This is a genomic window from Streptomyces sp. KLMMK, from assembly GCF_036961605.1.
Classification (GTDB): Bacteria; Actinomycetota; Actinomycetes; order Streptomycetales; family Streptomycetaceae; genus Streptomyces; species Streptomyces telluris.
The window spans coordinates 1-18,747 of the sequence record NZ_JBAMDC010000109.1; the positions used below are offsets into that span (position 1 = coordinate 1).

Sequence of the window (18,747 nt, forward strand, 5' to 3'; positions counted from 1 at the left end):
CGCCCGTGGCGTCTATCCACTGCCCCGTCACCCACCGGCTGTCGTCCGAGGCGAGGAAGGCCACGATGTCGGCGACATCGCGCGCCTCGCCCACCCGGTTGAAGGGGGACAGGGCGGCGACGCCCGTCCGCACCTCCGCGCCGCTGTTCAGCCAGGCGGCGTTCATGTCGGTGTCGATCACGCCCGGCGCCACGGCGTTGACCGTGATGCCGCGCTCGCCCAGCTGCTTGGCCAGCACCGAGGTGAAGGCGTCCACCGCGCCCTTCGTCATCGTGTAGGCGATCAGCTGGGGCATCGCCGCGCCGTGGGTCAGCCCCGTGGAGACGTTGACGATGCGCCCGCCGTCGCGCAGGCGGTCCAGGCCGAGGCGGGTGATGAAGAACGGCGCCTTCGTATTGACGGCGAAGACCTGGTCGAAGCCCTCCTCGGTCACCTCGCCGATCGGCACGCGCGCTCCGTCGGTGCCCGCGTTGTTCACCAGGATGTCCAGGCCGTCCGCCTGCTCGTCGAAAGCGGCCCACAGGGCCTCGGCGTCCCCCGCCACCCCCAGCTCCGCCCGGATCGCGAAGGCCTCGCCGCCCGCCTCCTCGATCGCCTTCACCGTCTGCTCGGCAGAAGCGACATCCCGCCCGTAGTGCACGGCGACGCGGGCTCCTTCCCTGGCCAGCCGCTCCGAGATGCCCCGCCCGATGCCCCGGCTGCCACCCGTGACCAGTGCCGTCCTGCCCGTGAGCGTGCCCATGGCCGCGCCCCCCTCTTTCTTTAGTGAGTGCTACAGAAAGAACGTAGCACAGGTTTTTTAGCGAGCGCTATAGAATGGGGGCCATGGCGACCAAACAGCGGGGCAGGCCTCGGTCCTTCGACCGCGAGACGGCCCTGGAGCAGGCGATGAAGGCCTTCTGGGAGCGCGGCTACGAGGCCGTCTCCATCTCCGACCTCACCCGCGCCATGGACATCAAGGCACCCAGCCTCTACGCGGCGTTCGGCGACAAGCGCACCCTGTTCGAGGAGGCGATCGAGGCCTACGTGCGCAACTACGGCGTCTTCACGGCGAAGATCCTGGCCGAGGCGCCGACCGCCCGCAGTGCGGCGGGCCGCCTCCTGCGCGAGGCCGCGAGGGCCCACACCCTTCCCGGTCTGCCGCGCGGCTGCATGATCATCAGTGCGGCCACGAACTGCACCGAGCAGTCCGCCGAGGTGGTCGCGGCGCTCCAGGAGCGGCGCAACAAGGGCATCGCGTTCATCGAGAGCCGCATCGCCGCCGATGTCGCCGCGGGAGTCCTGCCGGCGGACACGGACGCGCATCACCTCGCCGTCTACACGGGTGCCGTTCTGCAGGGCATGTCGCAGCAGGCGCGGGACGGCGCGGACCGCGCCACCCTGGAGGCGGTCGCCGACGTCGCGATGCGGGCGTGGCCGCGGGAGCGTGCGGGGGAGACGGGCCCCGGAGGGCTCACTTCGGGCCGCGGCGCCTGACCGGGACCCTCGACCCGGCCGGCACCGCAGCCCGGAGCCGTATCGGCCCGCCGGGATGCGGGGTGTGCGGACCCCGCGGCCGGAGTGGGCCGACTGGAGGCCGTGGCGCGATCAGGGCAGAGAGCGCCGGGCCTCGCTCCGTCCTCCTGTGCGGGGAGGGCGGAAGCTTTGCCCGCTCATTGTGGACTAGACCATTCTCCCGTGTCCATGGTTTCTCCCGCCCGGGTTTCCCCGGGTATCCGCCGCCGTCCCCGCGCTCCCGCGGCCCGAGGGCGGGCCCGGGATGCGCGCCCCGGCCCCGGGTAGGCTCACCACTGTGCCCTCCATGAACGACCTCGTACGTCAGCACACGGCCCTCTGCGACTCCGACCTGGAGTGGCTGCACTTGCTGGTCTCGGAGTGGCAGCTGCTCTCCGACCTGTCCTTCGCCGACCTCGTCCTGTGGGTGCCCACGCTCGACGGCACCCGCTACGTGTCGGTCGCGCAGATGCGGCCCAACACCGGCCCGACCTCCTACCAGAACGACATGGTCGGCCACCTCGTGCCGCGCGGTCGCCGCCCCATGCTGGACGCCGCCCTCGACGAGGGCCGGATCGTCCGGGAGGGCGACCCGGAGTGGCGCGAGGAGGTCCCGGTCCGCGTCGAGTCCATCCCCGTCCGCCGTGACGGCCGGGTGCTCGGCGTCATCGCCCGCAATACGAACCTGCTGACGGTGCGCACCCCGAGCCGGCTGGAGCTCACCTACCTCCAGAGCGCCTCGGACCTCGCCCAGATGATCGCCAACGGCGCGTTCCCCTTCCCCGGTCAACAAGTCGACATGGACGCCTCGCCGCGTGCCGGCGACGGTCTCATCAGGCTGGACGCCGACGGCATCGTGCAGTACGCGAGCCCCAACGCCCTCTCCGCCTACCACCGCCTCGGCCTCGCCGCCGACCTCGTGGGGCATCATCTGGGCGAGACCACCGCTCAGTTGGCGCCCTCGCGCGGCCCGGTCGACGAGTCGCTCGCCAAGCTGGCCAGCGGCTGGGCGCCGCGCGAGTTCGAGGTCGAGGGCAACGACGGAGTCATCCAGCTCCGGGCGATTCCCCTCAAACCCAAGGGAAATCACATCGGTTCACTCGTCCTGCTACGCGACGTCACCGAACTGCGACGCCGCGAGCGAGAGTTGATCACCAAGGACGCGACCATCCGGGAGATTCACCACCGGGTGAAGAACAATCTGCAGACCGTAGCGGCCCTGCTGCGGCTCCAGGCCCGCAGGATCGGTTCGGCCGAAGGGCGCGAGGCGCTGGAGGAGGCCGTCCGCCGGGTCGGCTCGATCGCCATCGTCCACGAGACGCTCTCGCAGAACCTGGACGAGCGGGTCGAATTCGACGAGATCGCCGACCGGGTGCTGGCGATGGTCGCCGAGATCTCGCCCGGCCGGGTCGCCGGACGGCGCACGGGCCGCTTCGGCATCCTCGACGCCGAGGTGGCGACCCCGCTGTCGATGGTGCTGACCGAGTTGCTGCAGAACGCCATGGAGCACGGGTTCGGCCCGGGGGAGCGGGGCACGGTGGAGGTCACCGCCGTGCGCAGCGGCACCCGGCGCGACGCCCGCCTGCTGATCTCGGTGCAGGACGACGGCCGCGGGCTGCCCGAGGGCTTCGACCCGCAGCGCGCCGGCAACCTGGGCCTGCAGATCGTCCGCACCCTCGTCGAGGGCGAGATGGGCGGGACGTTCGACATGGTGCCCGCTTCCGGGCAGGGAACGAGGGTCGTCCTCGACATCCCGGTACGGGCGGAGAAGGGCTGACCCCGTAGCCGCACACCGGCACGGCGCACCGGTACGGCACGCGCACCGCACCGCATCGCACCCGGAACAGCACAGAGCCCCGGACCATCAGGTCCGGGGCTCAAAGCTCATGTGATGCGGGGCGCCCCCAGGCGAAGCTCGGGGGGAGCGTCAGGGGGTACTGCGCGCTGCGGCTCGGGGGCCGAGGGGCGTCGTCAGGCGGTGGCGTTGCGCGCCCGGTTGCGAGCGGCGCGGCGCTTCATGGCGCGGCGCTCGTCCTCGCTGAGGCCACCCCAGACGCCGGAGTCCTGGCCGGACTCGAGCGCCCACTGCAGGCACTGCTCCATCACGGGGCAGCGGCGGCAGACGGCCTTGGCTTCCTCGATCTGCAGCAGCGCAGGACCGGTGTTGCCGATGGGGAAGAAGAGCTCGGGGTCTTCCTCGCGGCAAACGGCGTTGTGACGCCAGTCCATGGCTGCTCCATCTCCTCGTTATTGCGGCTACGTTGCTTGTGAATGTGAACGCTTTCACGAATCCCTCCGCAGGGGAAGGGCCGACGCCCAGTCGTGAAACTGGTGCGGTCCATCAAGGAAAGGGAGGGGTTCGGGCTGTATCGGAAGGCCGGAAGAGCGGACGTCCCGATCGCCATGAAGAGATTCGCAAACCTCGGCGGCGGATACAACCCCTTCTGGAAAGTTTTTTTTGATTCCTCGGTGTCGGCTAGGTCACAGCCGTACTTCCAGGGGGTGGAACCCAGTCTAAACGTTCGAGTGGAAGGACTTTAGGCCCTGGCACTCACACAATCACACGCAGTGCACGGCGAACGCCTGTGAACGTCACGCTGCTCCGCACCCCCAGGTGGTCACCGTCCATCTGGAACGGCAGTGGAACCTGCGAATGCAAGGTGAACTGCGTCTGGTCGTGCAAGGACACGGTGTGCTTGCCCCGGGGGCCGCGCTCGGGCGTGGACATGAGCAGCTGGGTGGCGTAGCGGCCGGCCGCCGTCGTCGACAGCTTGGTGAATCCCAGCACGTCAAGGGCGGTGTCGAAGGACGCCTGCGGCGACGCGTAGACCGGACGGTTGTTGAGGTACGTCCACGGCGCCGTGTTGCAGATTATCGACATGACGAGATTCTCGAGTGGCTCCTCGCCCGGCCGTTCGAGGGTGATCGTGCCGCGCCGGCGGTGGGTCTCCCCGACGAATTGACGCATCACCTGTCGCGCGTACAGCGCAGGTGTCGACCGCTTGCCGCGCTCGCGCTGCTGCTCCACCCGGCCGATGACCCCCGCGTCGAAGCCGAAGCCCGCACAGAAGGTGAACCAGCGGGACGGGACCCCCTCGTCCTCGGTGCCGGGCGTGCCGCCCGCGAGGCCGAGGCCGACCGTGCGCTCGGTCCCGTCGCGCAGGGCGTCCAGCAGGGCGCCGGTCGCCTCCACGACGTCGTTGGGCAGGCCCAGGGCGCGGGCGAAGACGTTGGTGGAGCCGCCGGGCACCACGGCGAGCCGGGGCAGGTTCTCGGGATCGGGGCCGTCGTGCAGGAGGCCGTTGACGACCTCGTTGACCGTGCCGTCGCCGCCGAGCGCCACCACCAGACCGGTGTTCCCGCTCTCGGCCGCCTGCCGGGCCAGATCGCGGGCATGGCCCCGGTACTCCGTGGTGGCGACCTCCAGCTTGAGATCGCTGGCGAGCGCGTGGACCAGGACATCACGGGTACGGGCACTGGTGGTGGTGGCCGAGGGGTTGACCACGAGAAGCGCACGCATGCGCGCCAGCCTACCTACCTGTCGGTACACGATCGGCCCCGGCCCGCCTTCGGCCCCCTCGGATCGTCGGCGGTACGGCTACCCTGCTGGGGTGAGCAGCAAGCAGTCCGCGCCGAAAAACGCCCGTAAGAGCGGCCCCGCAGGCCCCCGGGGGCAGGCCGCCGGGGCCCCCGCCCCCGCCGGGCCCCGCCCGGCCCGGCTGACGGCCGCGGCCGTGCTGACCGGCCTGGAGGGCGTGGCGCTCGCCGCCGCCGGCATCTCCATGCTGGCCATGGGCCTGCTCGGCAAGCCGGACAGCCCCCAGCAGGCCGAGACCGGCGGCCTGACCGTGCTCGCGCTGGCCGTGCTGCCGCTGGTGGCCGCGCGCGGGCTGTGGCTGCGCCGCCGGTGGAGCCGCGGGCCCGCCATGATCACGCAGATCATGGCGCTGCCGGTGGCCTGGACGCTGTACGTCGCCGGGGGCGCCATGATCGCTGCCGCGGTGGCGTTGGTCCTGGTGGCCCTGGGCGCGCTCGCGCTGCTGGTCAACCCCACGGCGACGGAGGCGCTGGGGATCGGCCCGCGGGAGTGAGCACCGGGGCTCGGCCGGTCCGCCGCCCCGGGCCCCGGCCCCCGGACTCCCTCCGGCCACGGCTGGAGCACTCCCGGCAGGGCCGGTGAAGGAACCGCTACTCCTCGATCAGCAACCTGTCCCGCAGCTGCGCCAGCGTCCTCGCCAGCAGCCGTGACACGTGCATCTGCGAGATCCCGACCTCCTGGGCGATCTGCGACTGGGTCATGTTGCCGAAGAAGCGCAGCAGCAGGATCTTCTTCTCCCGCGGCGGCAGGTCCTCCAGCAGCGGCTTGAGGGACTCGCGGTACTCGACGCCCTCCAGCGCCTCGTCCTCCGCGCCGAGGGTGTCCGCAACCGCCGGGGACTCGTCGTCCGTGTCGGGCACGTCCAGGGAGAGGGTGCTGTAGGCGTTGGCGGACTCCAGCCCCTCCAGTACCTCCTCCTCGGAGATGCCCAGGTGCTCGGCCAGCTCGTGGACGGTGGGCGCGCGGCCGTGCCGCTGGGAGAGCTCGGCGGTGGCCGTGGTCAGGGCCAGCCGCAGCTCCTGCAGCCGGCGCGGGACGCGGACCGCCCAGCCCTTGTCGCGGAAGTGCCGCTTGATCTCCCCGACGACCGTGGGGGTCGCGTACGTGGAGAACTCGACGCCGCGGTCCGGGTCGAACCGGTCCACCGACTTGATCAGGCCGATGGTGGCGACCTGGGTCAGGTCGTCCAGCGGCTCCCCGCGATTGCGGAAGCGCCGGGCCAGGTGCTCCACCAGCGGCAGGTGCATCCGCACCAGGTGGTTGCGCAGCTCGGCCCGCTCGGGCGAACCGTCCGGCAGCGCCCGCAGCTCGATGAACAGGGCCCGGGCACCACTGCGGTCCTGCGCGGTGGAGTGCCGGTGCTGGTGCTGGTCCATGTGGTCCGCCCGCTCTGGTGGGTCGCTCGCCTCGTCCGGCGCGGGATTCGCAGGATCGCCCGGCAGCTGTCGGGCAGGCTGCTGCGGGATGGCCGGGGTACGCACCCCCCGCGACGATGCAGTACTCACGGAGCCCCCTCTTCCGTCACGGCTGTCCGGGGCCGGCGCCGCGCTTCTTGTGCAGGCTGATGCTGACCGTACGGTCGTCGGCGACGGTCGAGTCGACCTCACCGGCCAGGGCGGAGAGCACCGTCCAGGCGAAGGTGTCGCGCTCGGGTGCGCGGCCGTCCGTGGTGGGCGCCGAGACGGTCACCCGCAGCGCATCGCCCACCAGGCGGAAGACGCAGCTGAGGACGGAGCCGGGCACGGCTTGTTGCAGAAGGATCGCGCACGCCTCGTCCACCGCGATGCGCAAGTCCTCGATCTCGTCGAGGGTGAAGTCCAAACGGGCCGCGAGACCGGCTGTCGCCGTCCGCAGCACCGACAGGTAGGCACCCGCAGCGGGCAGCCGGACTTCCACGAAGTCCTGGGTCCCGGGCTCGCCTGCGATTGGGGACACCCTCACCTCCAAGGTGGCACAAGCTTCTTGAGCTGTTACGAGCGCCGGCCCCCGCCCTCGGCCGCCCTTCGGTCGAAGGTCGCGCGCGGGCCGGTGCGGCACATGGTTCGGCTGCGACGCTATCGCGATCTGCGGGTCCGTGGAGCAGCCCCGCCACTGTCACTCATGGTAAACCCATGAGCACGGACAGTGGCTAGAGGCTTGCGGTCCCAAATCGAAAGAGCTGTCGCCTAGTTGGGATTTTCGTCACTCTGCGCGAGCGCCGCAAGGGTGCGGAGGGGTTCTCCGGACAAGCGGTAGGTGGTCCATTCGTCCATGGGTTCGGCCCCGAGGGATTTGTAGAACCCGATCGAGGGCGTGTTCCAGTCCAGCACTGACCATTCGAAACGCTGGTAGCCGCGGTCCGTGCAGATCCGGGCGAGGGTCGCGAGGAGCGCCTTGCCGTATCCGCCGCCGCGCGCCTCGGGGCGCACGTAGAGGTCCTCCAGCCAGACACCGTGCGTGCCCGTCCAGGTGGAGAAGTTGCGGAACCAGATCGCGAAGCCGACCGGCTCCGCCGCCCCGTGCGCATCACCGCCCACAGATCCGTCACTCTCCGCTATCAGGGCGAACGCCGCGGGGTGCTCGCCGAAGAACGCCTCGTGCAGCTGTTCCTCGGTCGCCCGGGCGTCCTCCACCGACCGTTCGTACGCCGCGAGTTCGCGGATCATCACATGGAGGGCGGGCACATCGGCAGGCGTCGCGGCTCGGATCATGCGTGCATGCTAGCGGGCGCCGTCAGACCAGCCGCTGGTCCACGTAGCACCAGCGCCAGCTCTGGCCCGGCTCGTAGCTGCGCATCACCGCGTGCCCCGTCTCCCGGAAGTGGTCCGTGGCGTGCCGGTACGGCGAGGAGTCGCAGCATCCGACGTGGCCGCAGACCAGGCACAGCCGCAGCTGCACGGGGTGGCTGCCGGCCGCCTCGCACTCCGGGCACGTCGGGTGCGCGGCGGCGGGCTCGGGGCGCGGCAGCGCGGGAAGATGCTGGCACTCGCTCATGATTGCCAGATTAGATCGCACCGCCGAGGCGCGAGCGCCCGCGCCGTCGGCGCACCACCGCACCCACGAGGGGACAGGCCCGCACCGATGGACGTCATGCCACTGCTGATGCTGGTCGCGGGCGGTGCCGCCATCGCCGGCGCGGCGCGGCGCACCCCCGTGCCCGCGCCCCTGCTGCTCGTCGCCGCGGGCCTCGTCGCCTCCCAGGTCCCCGGCGTACCGGACTACACGCTCGACCCGCACATCGTGCTGCCCCTCCTGCTGCCGCCCCTGCTGCACACGGCCGCGCTCGACAGCTCCTACCTCGACCTGCGGGCCAACATCCGCCCCGTCGCGCTCCTGTCCGTCGGCTACGTCCTCTTCGCGACGCTCGCCGTCGGCTACGCGGCCTACCTCCTCGTGCCCGGGCTGCCGCCGACGGCCGCCCTCGTGCTCGGCGCCGTGATCGCGCCGCCCGACGCCGTCGCGGCCACCGCCATCGCCCGCCGCCTCGGCCTGCCCTCGCGCATCACCACGATCCTTCAGGGCGAGTCCCTCGTGAACGACGCGACCGCCATCACCGCCTACAAGGTGGCCCTCGCCGCCGCCGTCGGCGCCGGCGCGACCTGGGGCGAGGGCATCCGGGAGTTCGCCGTCGCCTCCCTCGGCGGCATCGGCGTCGGCCTGGCCCTCATGGTGCCGCTGCACTGGCTGCGCAAACACCTGCGCGAGCCGCTGCTGCAGAACACCCTCTCCCTGCTGATCCCCTTCGCCGCCTACGCCGCCGCCGAGGAGGTCCACGCCTCCGGGGTGCTCGCCGTCGTGGTCGTCGGCCTCTGGCTCGGGCACCGCGCCTGGCAGGTCGACTTCGCCACCCGGCTGCAGGAGGCCGCCGTGTGGAAGATGGTCTCCTTCATCCTGGAGTCCGCCGTCTTCGCCCTCATCGGGCTGCAGCTGCCCGTGGTGCTGCGCGGCCTCGACACCTACGGAGCGGGGGCGGTCGCCTGGTACGCGCTCGCCGTCTTCCTCGCCGTGGTGGCCGCCCGCTTCGTCTGGGTCTACCCGGCGACGTTCCTGCCGCGCGCCCTGTCCGCGCGGATCCGCGAGCGGGAGCCCGACACCACCTGGAAGAGCGCGCTCGTCGTCGGCTGGGCCGGCATGCGGGGCGTCGTCTCCCTCGCCATCGCCTTCTCCATCCCCGTCACCACGGACGCCGGGGAGGACTTCCCCCACCGCAACCTCGTCCTCTTCCTGACCTTCACGACCGTCATCGCCACCCTCGTCGTCCAGGGGCTCACGCTGCCCCCGCTGATCCGCGTGCTGCGGCTGCCCGGGCGCGACAGCGCCGCGGAGACCCTCGCGGAGGCCCAGGCGCAGAACGAGGCCTCCCTCGCCGCGGAGCGCCGCCTGGACGAGCTGCTCGCCGACGAGCACAACGCCCTTCCCCCGCCCCTCGCCGACCGGCTCCGCGTCGTCATGGAGCGGCGCCGCAACGCGGTGTGGGAGCGGCTCGGGACGGTCAGTGCGGTCACCGGGGAGTCGGCCGACGACATCTACCGGCGGCTCGCCCGGGAGATGATCGGGGCCGAGCGGGACGTCTTCGTCGCGCTGCGGGACCAGCGGCGGATCGACGACGAGATGCTCCGTACGCTCTTGCGGCGGCTGGACCTGGAGGAAGCCGCCGCGTACCGCGAGGGGGAGGCGGGCTGACCCGGCTCACCGTGCCGGAGCCGCAGGCTCCGGGCCCCCGCTTCCCGTGATCACCGCCGCCACCGTCGTTCCCCTCGGGAACGCGCCCTCCTCCGTCAGGGTCGTCAGGCCGTACAGCATCTTCGCCACGTACAGCCGTTCCAGGGGCAGGCCGTGGCGGGCGGTGAAGTCGTCGGCGAAGGCGTCCAGCGCGGCGGACGTCCTGGCGTAGCCGCCGCAGTGGAAGCGTTCGTCCAGCCGCCACGTCCCGCGCCGCCCGCCGTAGGCCTCGCCCTGCAGGCGCTCGATCTCCGCGCCCAGGAAGCCGCCCTTGAGCACGGGGAAGCCGATGGCCCGCTGCCCCTCGCCCAGCCCGGCGGCCAGGCCGGCGAGGGTGCCGCCCGTGCCGCACGCGACCCCGACGACGTCCGCCATCCCGCGCAGCTCCCGCCCGAGCTCCGCGCAGCCGAGCACGGCCGCCGCGTTGGAGCCGCCCTCGGGCACGACGTAGCAGTCGCCGCCCGCGCGTTCGGTCAGCCGGGCCAGCACCTCGGGCTCGGCCTTGCGGCGGTAGGTGGACCGGTCGATGAACATCAGCCGCATGCCGGAGGCGGCGCAGGAGCGCAGCGACGGGTTCAGCGGGCGGTCGGCGAGCTCCTCGCCGCGCACGACGCCGACGGTGGCGAAGCCGAGCAGGCGGCCCGCCGCGGCGGTGGCCCGCAGGTGGTTGGAGTAGGCGCCGCCGAACGTCAGCAGGGTGTGCCGGCCCTCCTCCGCCGCGGCCCGCAGGTTGGGCGCGAGCTTGCGCCACTTGTTGCCGGGCAGCTCGGGATGTATCAGGTCGTCCCGCTTGAGCAGCAGCCGTACGCCGTGCCGTGCGAACCGCTCGTCCGGGAGCTCCACGAGCGGGGACGGCAGCCGCGGCCGCAGGCCGGCGAGCCCGGCGCTGCCGGCGGCGGGGGGATGGCTGATCACGCCCCCATTGTCGCGTGAGCGGGCGGGCGGGCCACGGGGAGCCTCACTTCAGCCGCTCACGGACCCGCTCGCGCAGCCACTCCATGGAGAAGCCGACGGGGTCGGACTTGCCCGGGCGCCACTCCAGGTGGCCGATGACGGACCGCTCGGTCCAGCCGTGGTGCCGGCAGATCGCGGCCGCCACCTGTTCGATGGCCAGCAGCTGGTCCTGCGGCCAGGGGTCCTCGCCGTCGCCGCGGTTGACGCACTCGAAGCCGTAGAAGTGGACGTTCCCGTCGGTGTCGGCCCACCGGACGGGCGGCAGCCGCTTCTCGGCGATCACGGCCTTGAGGACGTCCCCGTCGCCGCCCCCGGCGTGGTTGGCGCGCCCGCAGCCGACGAGGTGGATGGCGCCGTCCTTGGCGATGACCCCGTGGCACAGGGGGCCCGGGAGCTCGTCGTAGCCGTTCCAGCACAGGCGCACGGTGCTGTCGGTGCCCGACGTGGCGGAGTGGTGGATCATCACGCCGTTTACGGGGCCCCAGAGGCCGTGCCCGGCCCGGTTGTGGTTGCGCCAGCCGTCCACTTCGACGACGGTGGCGCCCTCGCGTCTGAGCGCGGCCAGGAATTCGTTCGCGGACATGGGTGGGGCCATGCCGCCCTCCCTCGGTTCGACAGGTGGCGTACGCCGGTCGCGTAGGCCGAATGACCCCCTTGTACCCAAAAGTTCGCAGGTGGGCCGGGCGTTCGGATATCGTGCGAGCCGATCCGGCCGTTGGCCGAATATCCCACCGATCGCATCGTCGACAGCGTCGTCGACACGGAAGTACGGACCAAGGACTGTGGACTACCAGGCCGTCCTCGAAGAGGTCACCGCCTTCGCACGCCCCCTCGTCGGCCGCGGTCAGGTCGCCGACTACATCCCCGCCCTCGCCGAAGTGGACGTCAATCAGTTCGGCATCGCCGTCGCCGACGTCGACGGCGGCGTCTACGGCACCGGGGACTGGGAGAAGCCCTTCTCCGTGCAGTCCATCTCCAAGGCCTTCAGCCTGGCGCTCGTGCTGGCCGAGGGCGGCGGGAAGATCTGGGACCGGGTCGGAACGGAACCGTCCGGAAATCCCTTCAACTCGCTGGTCCAACTCGAATACGAGAACGGCATCCCGCGCAATCCGTTCATCAATGCGGGCGCGCTCGTCGTCACCGACCGGCTGCAGACGCTCACCGGCGACGCCAGCACCACCATGCTGGAGTTCCTGCGCGCCGAGAGCGGCAACCCCGACCTGGCCTTCGACGCAGCCGTCGCCGCCTCCGAGACCGAGCACGGCGACCGCAACGCCGCCCTGGCCCACTTCATGGCCAGCTACGGCAACCTCGACAACCCCGTCCCCACCGTCCTGGAGCACTACTTCTGGCAGTGCTCCATCGAGATGAGCTGCCGCGACCTCGCCCGTGCGGGCAGCTTCCTGGCCCGCCACGGCCTGCGGGCCGACGGCTCGCGGCTGCTGCCGCGGCGCGAGGCGAAGCAGGTCAACGCCGTCATGCTCACGTGCGGGACGTACGACGCGGCCGGGGACTTCGCCTACCGCGTGGGGCTGCCCGGCAAGAGCGGCGTCGGGGGCGGCATCGTCGCCGTCATACCGGGCCGGTGCACGCTGTGCGTGTGGAGTCCGGGCCTGGACACCCGGGGCAACTCCGTTGCCGGTGTGGCCGCGCTGGACCACTTCACCACGTTGACCGGGTGGTCGGTGTTCTAGGCGGCGCGCCGTCGTCGGCCGCGGGCCGGTGGGGGGTGCCGCGCCCACGCGGCGGAGCCGCAGACCGACACCGCCCCGCGCCCCTTACGGGGCGCATCCTTGCCCCGCGCCCCTTACGGGCAGCGAATGACCTGTCCCGCGTACGACAGGTTCCCGCCGAAGCCGAAGAGCAGGACCGGCGCGCCCGACGGCACCTCCCCGCGCTCGACCAGCTTGGAGAGCGCGAGCGGAATGCTCGCGGCGGACGTGTTGCCGGACTCGGTGACATCCGTCGCGACGACCGCGTTGACCGCCCCGAGCTTGCGCGCGACCGGCTCGATGATCCGCAGGTTGGCCTGGTGCAGGACGACCGCGGCCAGCTCCTCCGGCGCGACCCCGGCCCGCTCGCAGACCCGGCGGGCGATGGGCGGCAGCTGCGTGGTGGCCCAGCGGTAGACCGACTGGCCCTCCTGGGAGAAGCGGGACGGCGTGCCCTCGATCCGCACGGCGTGCCCCATGCCGGGCACCGAGCCCCACACCACGGGGCCGATCTCCGGTTCGGCCGAGGCCGTGACCACGGCGGCGCCCGCGCCGTCGCCGGTCAGGACGCACGTGGTCCGGTCGGTCCAGTCGGTCACCGAGGTGAACTTCTCCACGCCGACGACCAGGGCGTTCGTCGCCGCGCCGGCCCGGATGGCGTGGTCGGCGCTGGCCAGCGCGTGGGTGAAGCCGGAGCAGACGACGTTGACGTCCATGGTGGCGGGCGTGGCGAGGCCCAGCGCGGCCGCGACCCGGGCGGCCGTGTTCGGGCTGCGGTCGTCGGCCGTGCAGGTGGCGACGAGGACGAGATCGATCTCCTCCGTCGCGAGCCCGCTGTTCGCCAGCGCCTTCCCGGCGGCCTCGGCCGCCATGTCGGCGACCGTCTCGTCGGGCGCGGCGACCCGGCGGGTGCGGATGCCGACGCGGGAGCGGATCCACTCGTCGCTGGTGTCGACCATGGCCGCCAGCTCGTCGTTGGTCAGCACCCGGGCGGGCTGGTAGTGGCCGAGGGCGAGGACGCGGGACCCGGTCATCGGCGGTTCCTCCTGCGAGGGCTGGCGGGTGGTACGAAAGGGATGTGGGGGGGAGAAGGGGTGCGGGACGGGATGTACGAGACCAGAGTGGGGGATCGGTCTGCAGGCATCCAGTACGGAAGTCACAGTCTTGACGCTTGACGCCCGCAACCGGGTATGTGATCCGCCCAATGTTCTGCCGGGATAACTGGCACAACCCGCAGGGCCCGGCCGCTGGAGCGGCCGGACCCTGTCCCCCCTGTGGTGATCTGTGACGTTGTCGGCTGTGGTGTTACCCACGGTGTTCCGGCCGTGGCGCGGCCGGTGCCGCTCGGTGCGGCGCCGGCCACGCTCCGGCGCCGGCCACGCTCCGGCGTCAGCGCAGCGAGAGCGCCTTGCGGATCGTCGTGAAGAGCTGCGTCTGGTCGGTGAGGCCGAGGACGCGCTCCGCCTGCGGGCCCTGGGCCGCGATGCGCACCTGGGTGCCGGTGTGCTCCTGCGCCTTGCCCGGCGTATTGGTGGAGTAGTTCACCTTCAGCTTGCCGCCCTCATCGGTGACCAGGGTCGAGGACAGGCCGGGGGGAGTGGCCTCCAGCGGGACGATCTGGCTGGTGTGGGCGTGGTCGGCGGTGGTGACGACCAGGGTGTCCGGGTGCTGCGCGGCGTAGTCGCGGGCGACCTTCACGGCGCGGTCGAGGGCCGCGGTCTCGCCGATCTGGCCGCACGGGTCGGCGGCGTGGTCGCGCTTGTCGATCGAGGCGCCCTCGACCTGCAGGAAGAAGCCCTTCTTGGAGCCCGCCCCCTTCTGCTTGGCCTCCAGGAGCTGCAGCGCCTTGCGGGTCTGGCTCTCCAGGCTCGGGGTGCCGGCCTTGCGCTCGGGGTTGTTCGTCACGCAGCGCTGCGGCTCGGTGCCGCCCTGGGCCGCGGCCTTGCCGGTCCACTCGACCGGAACGTTGCCGTCGGCGAAGAGGCCGAGGACGGGCTTGCCGGGCTTGGCGTTCTTCAGGCCCTTGTCGTCGGTGACGACCTGGTAGCCGAGCTGCTCGGCCTGCTGGGTGACGGTCCGGCCCGCGAAGCGGCCCTCGGTGACCTTCTGGTCGAAGCGGGCCTTGCCGCCGCCGAGGAGGACGTCCACCTTGTGGTTGACGCTCTGCTCGGCGATCGAGCCGGGGCCGCCCTTGGCGACGGTGTCGTTCGGGCAGGCCTTCATGTCGGCCGGGCCCATGCAGCTGCGGTCGGTGGCGTGCGAGGCGAGGACGGCCGGGGTGGCGTCGGTCAGCTCGGCGGTGGTGACGCTGCCGGTGGCCAGGCCGTTCTTCTGGGCCAGCTCCAGGATGGTGGGCATCGCCTTGTCCGTGCCGGGCGTCTTGGATATCCGGCCGTTGACCGTCTTCTGCCCGGTGGCCCAGCCGGTGCCGCTGGCCGCGGAGTCGGTGACGTAGTCCGGCTTGCCGTCCTTGTCGACGGAGTACGTCGTGTACGCGCCGGTGAGCGGGAACTTGTCCATGTTCAGCCGGCCGGCCGCGCCCACGGTGTAGTCGCGGGCCAGGGTGATCTCCGAGTCGCCCATGCCGTCACCGATGAGCAGGATGACGTTCTTGGCCTTCTTCGCGCCGTGGCCCGCGCTGAGCGCGGGGACGTCCGAGCTGCCGCCCGCCTCGGAAGCGGCGGCCACGGCCGGTACCGCGACGCCGGCGGCGAGCAGCGCGGCGGCGCCCCAGGCGAGACGACGCCGGTACGGACGAGAACCCATGGTTTTTCCTCCTCGCAGGCCGGGCGGGGATGTCCGGCCGAGAGGAAGCTCACCAGGGGCGGGTGTACCGGAAGAGTCGTACAGGTGTCCTGTGGTTCACCGGGGGTTGTCGGCCGGTTGATCACCGGTCCGCGCGGCGTGACCGTCCGCCTGCGCGGCCCCACCGCCGGCCGGCGCGGCCTGTCCGTCCGTCTTCATGGCCCTGGCCTCGCTCTTGAGGATGCGCATCGACTTGCCGAGCGCGCGGGCGGTGTCCGGCAGCTTCCGCGACCCGAACAGGACGACCATCACGAGCACCACCACGAGGATGTGCCACGGCTCCAGGGCATTGCGCAGCATGGTCGGCGCACCTTTCTCTTCCGCTCTCTTCCGTAACCGTTGTGTTCACCATACTTGCCAGATTGCGCAACTGGACAACCAAAGTGGCTGCCCGGCCGTCTATCGGGGTGAGGCGGCAAGGGGCCGGGCACGCGGGGGGAATGGATGAGGGCTCGCAGATGAGTGGCAGCCGAGGGGGCGGGACGCATCACCGGGTGCGGACGGCGACGTTCGTCGCGATGGCGTTCGTGGTGCTGCTGACCGCCGGTGCCGGCTGGCTCTGGCTCCGGCTGAACGGCAACATCAGCACGTTCGACGCGGACGGGCTGTCCAAGAACCGCCCGGGCGCGGGGGTCGCCGGCCAGAACGTCCTGGTCATCGGCTCGGACTCGCGTGCCGGGGGCAACAGCGGCCTCGGCGGGGGCGAGGGTGACGTCGGCCGCTCGGACACCGCCTTCCTGCTGCACGTGTACCGCGACCGCGAGCACGCCATCGCCGTCTCGATCCCGCGGGACACGCTCGTGGACATCCCTCCGTGCCGGCGGCCCGACGGCAGCTGGACGTCCGGGCGGACGCGGGCGATGTTCAACTCGGCCTTCTCGGTGGGGGAGTCGGCGAAGGGCAACCCGGCCTGCACGCAGAACACGGTGGAGAAGCTCACCGGGTTGCGCGTCGACCACACCGTCGTCGTCGACTTCGAGGGCTTCTCCGCGATGACCTCCGCCGTCGGCGGGGTGGAGGTGTGCCTGCCCAAGGACGTCTACCAGGGCGACCTCGACCCGCACCGCGGCTCGCGCGGCGGGCTCCTGTTCGCCAAGGGGCAGCAGACCGTCTCCGGGCAGAAGGCCCTGGACTACGTGCGCGTGCGGCACGGCATCGGCGACGGCTCCGACATAGGCCGCATCCAGCGCCAGCAGGCCTTCCTCGCCGGTCTGATCAAGAAGGTGCGGGCGCAGGGCTTCAACCCCGCCGCGCTGCTGCCGCTGGCCGACGCCGCCACCCGGTCGATGACCGTCGACCCGGGGCTGGGCTCGGCCGACAAGCTGCTGTCCTTCGCGATGTCGCTCAAGGACATCGGCCTGCACGACATCAAGTTCATCACCGTCCCCTGGCGCTACGAGGGGGACCGCGTCGACATCGTCCGGCCCGAGGCCGACGCCCTGTGGGCCTCCCTGAAGGCGGACCGCACCATCGACGGCAAGGATGCGGGCGGCGACCGCTCCAAGGGCCGGCCGGCGGGCGCGGCCCCCGCCTCCCCGGCCCCGGCCTCGCAGGCCCCCGCCTCGCAGGAGCCGGTCTCGGGCGAGGGTGTGAGCGTCTCCGTCGCCAACGGCACCAGGGTGACCGGGCTCGCGGCGCGGGCCGCGGCCGCCCTCGAGCGGCATGGGTTCACGGTCGGCGGCACCGGCAACGCGGACGTCCGCAACGCGGGCACCACCGTGATCGAGTTCGGCCCGGGGCGGGCGGCGGACGCGCGGACGGTCGCCCGGCTCTTCCCCGGGGCGTACATCCGGGGGGTGGCGGCGGACGGGGTCACGGTGACGGTGGGCCGCGACTACGCGTCCGCGAGCGCCTCCGCCGGTGCGCCCGGAAGCGCGTCCGGAAGCGCGTCCGGGAGCGCCTCGGGCGGTGCTTCCCCGGGTGCGGCCGGAGCCGGCGGCCCGTCCGCGGCGCCCTCCGCCGCAGCCCCCGGGACCCTCTCCACCGATGTCGCCGCCACGGCCCGGTCGGCGGACGACGACCCCTGCGCGAACCTCTCGTACGGATGAGCCGGGGATGAGCCGGGGGAGGCGGGGGAACCCAATGCCTGATTAATCCGTTTTGGGAGTAAATTTCGCTGTAGGTAGGAACCCGACCGACCTCGATCCGAGGAGCACCGCCATGCCCGCCACCACCCGGGCGCTGCCCAGGCCGCTGCTGGCCCTGATCGCCGCCCTGATCGCCCTGGCCGGCACGGCGCTGTACGCCCCCGCCCCCGCCGCGCACGCCGCGACCGGCCTCGACACCGTCGCCGAGGCGCTGCGCGAGAACCCGGTCTACGTCGACCCCCGCGCGGCCGGCCAGCTGCCCGCGGCCGACGCCGAGGCCCTGGCCAAGAAGATCGAGGACGCCGGGAAGCCGGTCTTCGTGGCCGTCCTTCCCGAGAGCCCGGAGTTCCCCAAGGCCACCGTCTTCCGGGACCTGCGCACCAAGGTCGGCATCGCCGGGGTCTACGCCATCCGGCTCGGCGACGACTTCAACGCCCACGCCGACTCCCGCGTCATGTCCCGCAACGCGATCGGCAACCTCGTCGGCTCCGTCCAGCGCTCCGGCGGCGACGCCACGACCATGCTCAACAGCTTCGTCGACCAGGCCGACCGGCAGGCCCGGGGCCGGGCCCCCGGCTCCTGGGACGGCGCGGAGTCCGGCGTCGGCACCGCAGGGCTGATCACCGGCGGCGCCATCGTCGTGGCGGGCGGCGCGGGCGCGTACGCCCTCTACCGGCGCAACAAGCGCAAGCGCGAGGAGCGCGAGCAGGCCGAGCTCGACGCCCTGCGCGTCGTCGTCGACGAGGACATCACCGCCTTCGGCGAGGAGCTCGACCGGCTCGACTTCCACCCCTCCGAGCCCGGCGCCGACGACGCCATGCGGCACGACTACGAGGAGGCCCTCGACGCCTACGAGGAGGCCAAGTCGAAGATGGCCGCCGCGGCGCACCCCGAGGACGTCACCGCCGTCACCGCCACCCTCGACAAGGGCCGCTTCGCCCTCGCCACCCTCGCCGCACGCCGCAGCGGCGCCCCCCTGCCCGAACGCCGCGTGCCCTGCTTCTTCGACCCGCGCCACGGGCCGTCCGTCCAGGACGTCGAGTGGGCGCCCCCGGGCGGTGCGCCGCGCACCGTGCCCGCCTGCGCGGCCGACGCGGCCAGGGTGGCCGAGGGGCAGGAGCCCCTGTCCCGCACGGTCGACACCGCCGACGGCCGCCAGCCGTATTGGAACGCGGGCCCCGCCTACGCCCCCTGGGCCGGCGGCTACTTCGGCGGCGGCCTCCTGCCCGGCCTCCTCGTCGGCACCATGCTGGGCGGCATGCTCTCCGGCCCCGCCTACGCGGCCCCCGCGGACGCCGGCGCCGACGGCGGCGACTACACCGGCAGCGACTTCAACTCCGACGACTTCGGCGGTGGCTGGGGCGGTGGGGGCGGCGGCTTCGGCGGCGGCGACGGC

19 protein-coding genes are annotated in these 18,747 nt (G+C 72.3%); 7 read left to right on the forward strand and 12 right to left on the reverse strand.

The window, feature by feature from the left end; translation table 11 throughout:
- A partial coding sequence (locus V7793_RS17785; RefSeq protein WP_336007623.1) for an SDR family oxidoreductase occupies positions 1-742 on the reverse strand: 742 nt, incomplete at its 3' end.
- 83 nt (positions 743-825) lie between these two features.
- Between V7793_RS17785 and V7793_RS17790 the strand changes: the two genes are divergently transcribed.
- Positions 826-1,476, forward strand: a complete 651-nt coding sequence (locus V7793_RS17790) for a TetR/AcrR family transcriptional regulator (protein WP_336007625.1) — start codon at positions 826-828, stop codon at positions 1,474-1,476.
- 325 nt (positions 1,477-1,801) lie between these two features.
- Positions 1,802-3,271 carry a sensor histidine kinase gene (locus V7793_RS17795; RefSeq protein ID WP_058046199.1) on the forward strand — a complete coding sequence of 490 codons (1,470 nt, stop codon included), beginning with the start codon at positions 1,802-1,804 and terminating at the stop codon, positions 3,269-3,271.
- Positions 3,272-3,465: 194 nt separating this feature from the next.
- Here V7793_RS17795 and V7793_RS17800 read toward each other — a convergent pair whose 3' ends face one another.
- Together V7793_RS17800 and V7793_RS17805 are read right to left on the reverse strand one after the other, a co-directional pair.
- Positions 3,466-3,723, reverse strand: coding sequence for a WhiB family transcriptional regulator (locus V7793_RS17800; protein WP_004937597.1), 258 nt, complete (start codon positions 3,721-3,723; stop codon positions 3,466-3,468).
- Between the two features lie 322 nt (positions 3,724-4,045).
- Positions 4,046-5,014, reverse strand: coding sequence for a diacylglycerol/lipid kinase family protein (locus V7793_RS17805; protein ID WP_168092923.1), 969 nt, complete (start codon positions 5,012-5,014; stop codon positions 4,046-4,048).
- A 91-nt stretch (positions 5,015-5,105) separates the two neighbouring features.
- Between V7793_RS17805 and V7793_RS17810 the strand changes: the two genes are divergently transcribed.
- The gene (locus tag V7793_RS17810) at positions 5,106-5,585 is read left to right on the forward strand and encodes a hypothetical protein (RefSeq protein ID WP_443057936.1); all 480 of its coding nucleotides are present in this window, start codon (positions 5,106-5,108) and stop codon (positions 5,583-5,585) included.
- 97 nt (positions 5,586-5,682) lie between these two features.
- On the opposite strand, the gene V7793_RS17815 is transcribed toward V7793_RS17810, so the two are convergent.
- From V7793_RS17815 to V7793_RS17830, 4 genes are all read right to left on the reverse strand, one after another.
- Positions 5,683-6,573, reverse strand: coding sequence for an RNA polymerase sigma factor SigF (locus tag V7793_RS17815; RefSeq protein ID WP_058046202.1), 891 nt, complete (start codon positions 6,571-6,573; stop codon positions 5,683-5,685).
- Between the two features lie 40 nt (positions 6,574-6,613).
- The gene (locus V7793_RS17820; RefSeq protein WP_030366270.1) at positions 6,614-7,027 is read right to left on the reverse strand and encodes an anti-sigma regulatory factor; all 414 of its coding nucleotides are present in this window, start codon (positions 7,025-7,027) and stop codon (positions 6,614-6,616) included.
- A gap of 230 nt (positions 7,028-7,257) precedes the next feature.
- The gene (locus V7793_RS17825; RefSeq protein WP_336007637.1) at positions 7,258-7,782 is read right to left on the reverse strand and encodes a GNAT family N-acetyltransferase; all 525 of its coding nucleotides are present in this window, start codon (positions 7,780-7,782) and stop codon (positions 7,258-7,260) included.
- Positions 7,783-7,804: 22 nt separating this feature from the next.
- Complete coding sequence (locus V7793_RS17830) at positions 7,805-8,065, reverse strand: UBP-type zinc finger domain-containing protein (RefSeq protein WP_168092926.1); 261 nt, start codon at positions 8,063-8,065, stop codon at positions 7,805-7,807.
- An 87-nt stretch (positions 8,066-8,152) separates the two neighbouring features.
- Between V7793_RS17830 and V7793_RS17835 the strand changes: the two genes are divergently transcribed.
- Entirely contained in the window at positions 8,153-9,754 is a 1,602-nt protein-coding gene (locus V7793_RS17835; RefSeq protein WP_336007640.1) for a Na+/H+ antiporter, read from the forward strand.
- A gap of 6 nt (positions 9,755-9,760) precedes the next feature.
- Here V7793_RS17835 and V7793_RS17840 read toward each other — a convergent pair whose 3' ends face one another.
- Positions 9,761-10,708 carry a 1-aminocyclopropane-1-carboxylate deaminase/D-cysteine desulfhydrase gene (locus V7793_RS17840; RefSeq protein ID WP_336007642.1) on the reverse strand — a complete coding sequence of 316 codons (948 nt, stop codon included), beginning with the start codon at positions 10,706-10,708 and terminating at the stop codon, positions 9,761-9,763.
- A 43-nt stretch (positions 10,709-10,751) separates the two neighbouring features.
- Positions 10,752-11,342 (reverse strand): N-acetylmuramoyl-L-alanine amidase, encoded by a 591-nt coding sequence (locus V7793_RS17845; protein WP_336007643.1) that lies wholly within the window; start codon positions 11,340-11,342, stop codon positions 10,752-10,754.
- 187 nt (positions 11,343-11,529) lie between these two features.
- Between V7793_RS17845 and V7793_RS17850 the strand changes: the two genes are divergently transcribed.
- A complete protein-coding gene (locus tag V7793_RS17850; protein WP_336007645.1) occupies positions 11,530-12,441 on the forward strand; it encodes a glutaminase in 912 nt (303 codons plus the stop codon).
- A 113-nt stretch (positions 12,442-12,554) separates the two neighbouring features.
- Here V7793_RS17850 and V7793_RS17855 read toward each other — a convergent pair whose 3' ends face one another.
- The 3 genes from V7793_RS17855 to tatA form a co-directional block, all read right to left on the reverse strand.
- Positions 12,555-13,493, reverse strand: a complete 939-nt coding sequence (locus tag V7793_RS17855) for a beta-ketoacyl-ACP synthase III (protein WP_168092931.1) — start codon at positions 13,491-13,493, stop codon at positions 12,555-12,557.
- Positions 13,494-13,848: 355 nt separating this feature from the next.
- Positions 13,849-15,225, reverse strand: coding sequence for an alkaline phosphatase (locus V7793_RS17860; RefSeq protein WP_336007648.1), 1,377 nt, complete (start codon positions 15,223-15,225; stop codon positions 13,849-13,851).
- 96 nt (positions 15,226-15,321) lie between these two features.
- A complete protein-coding gene (gene tatA, locus V7793_RS17865; protein ID WP_336007649.1) occupies positions 15,322-15,564 on the reverse strand; it encodes a Sec-independent protein translocase subunit TatA in 243 nt (80 codons plus the stop codon).
- A 158-nt stretch (positions 15,565-15,722) separates the two neighbouring features.
- On the opposite strand from tatA, the gene V7793_RS17870 reads away from it, so the two are divergent.
- On the forward strand, positions 15,723-17,312 hold the full coding sequence (locus V7793_RS17870; protein WP_336007651.1) for an LCP family protein: 1,590 nt from the start codon (positions 15,723-15,725) through the stop codon (positions 17,310-17,312).
- 112 nt (positions 17,313-17,424) lie between these two features.
- Positions 17,425-18,747, forward strand: a 1,323-nt coding sequence (locus V7793_RS17875; RefSeq protein WP_336007652.1) for a hypothetical protein, incomplete at its 3' end; no start/stop codon positions are given.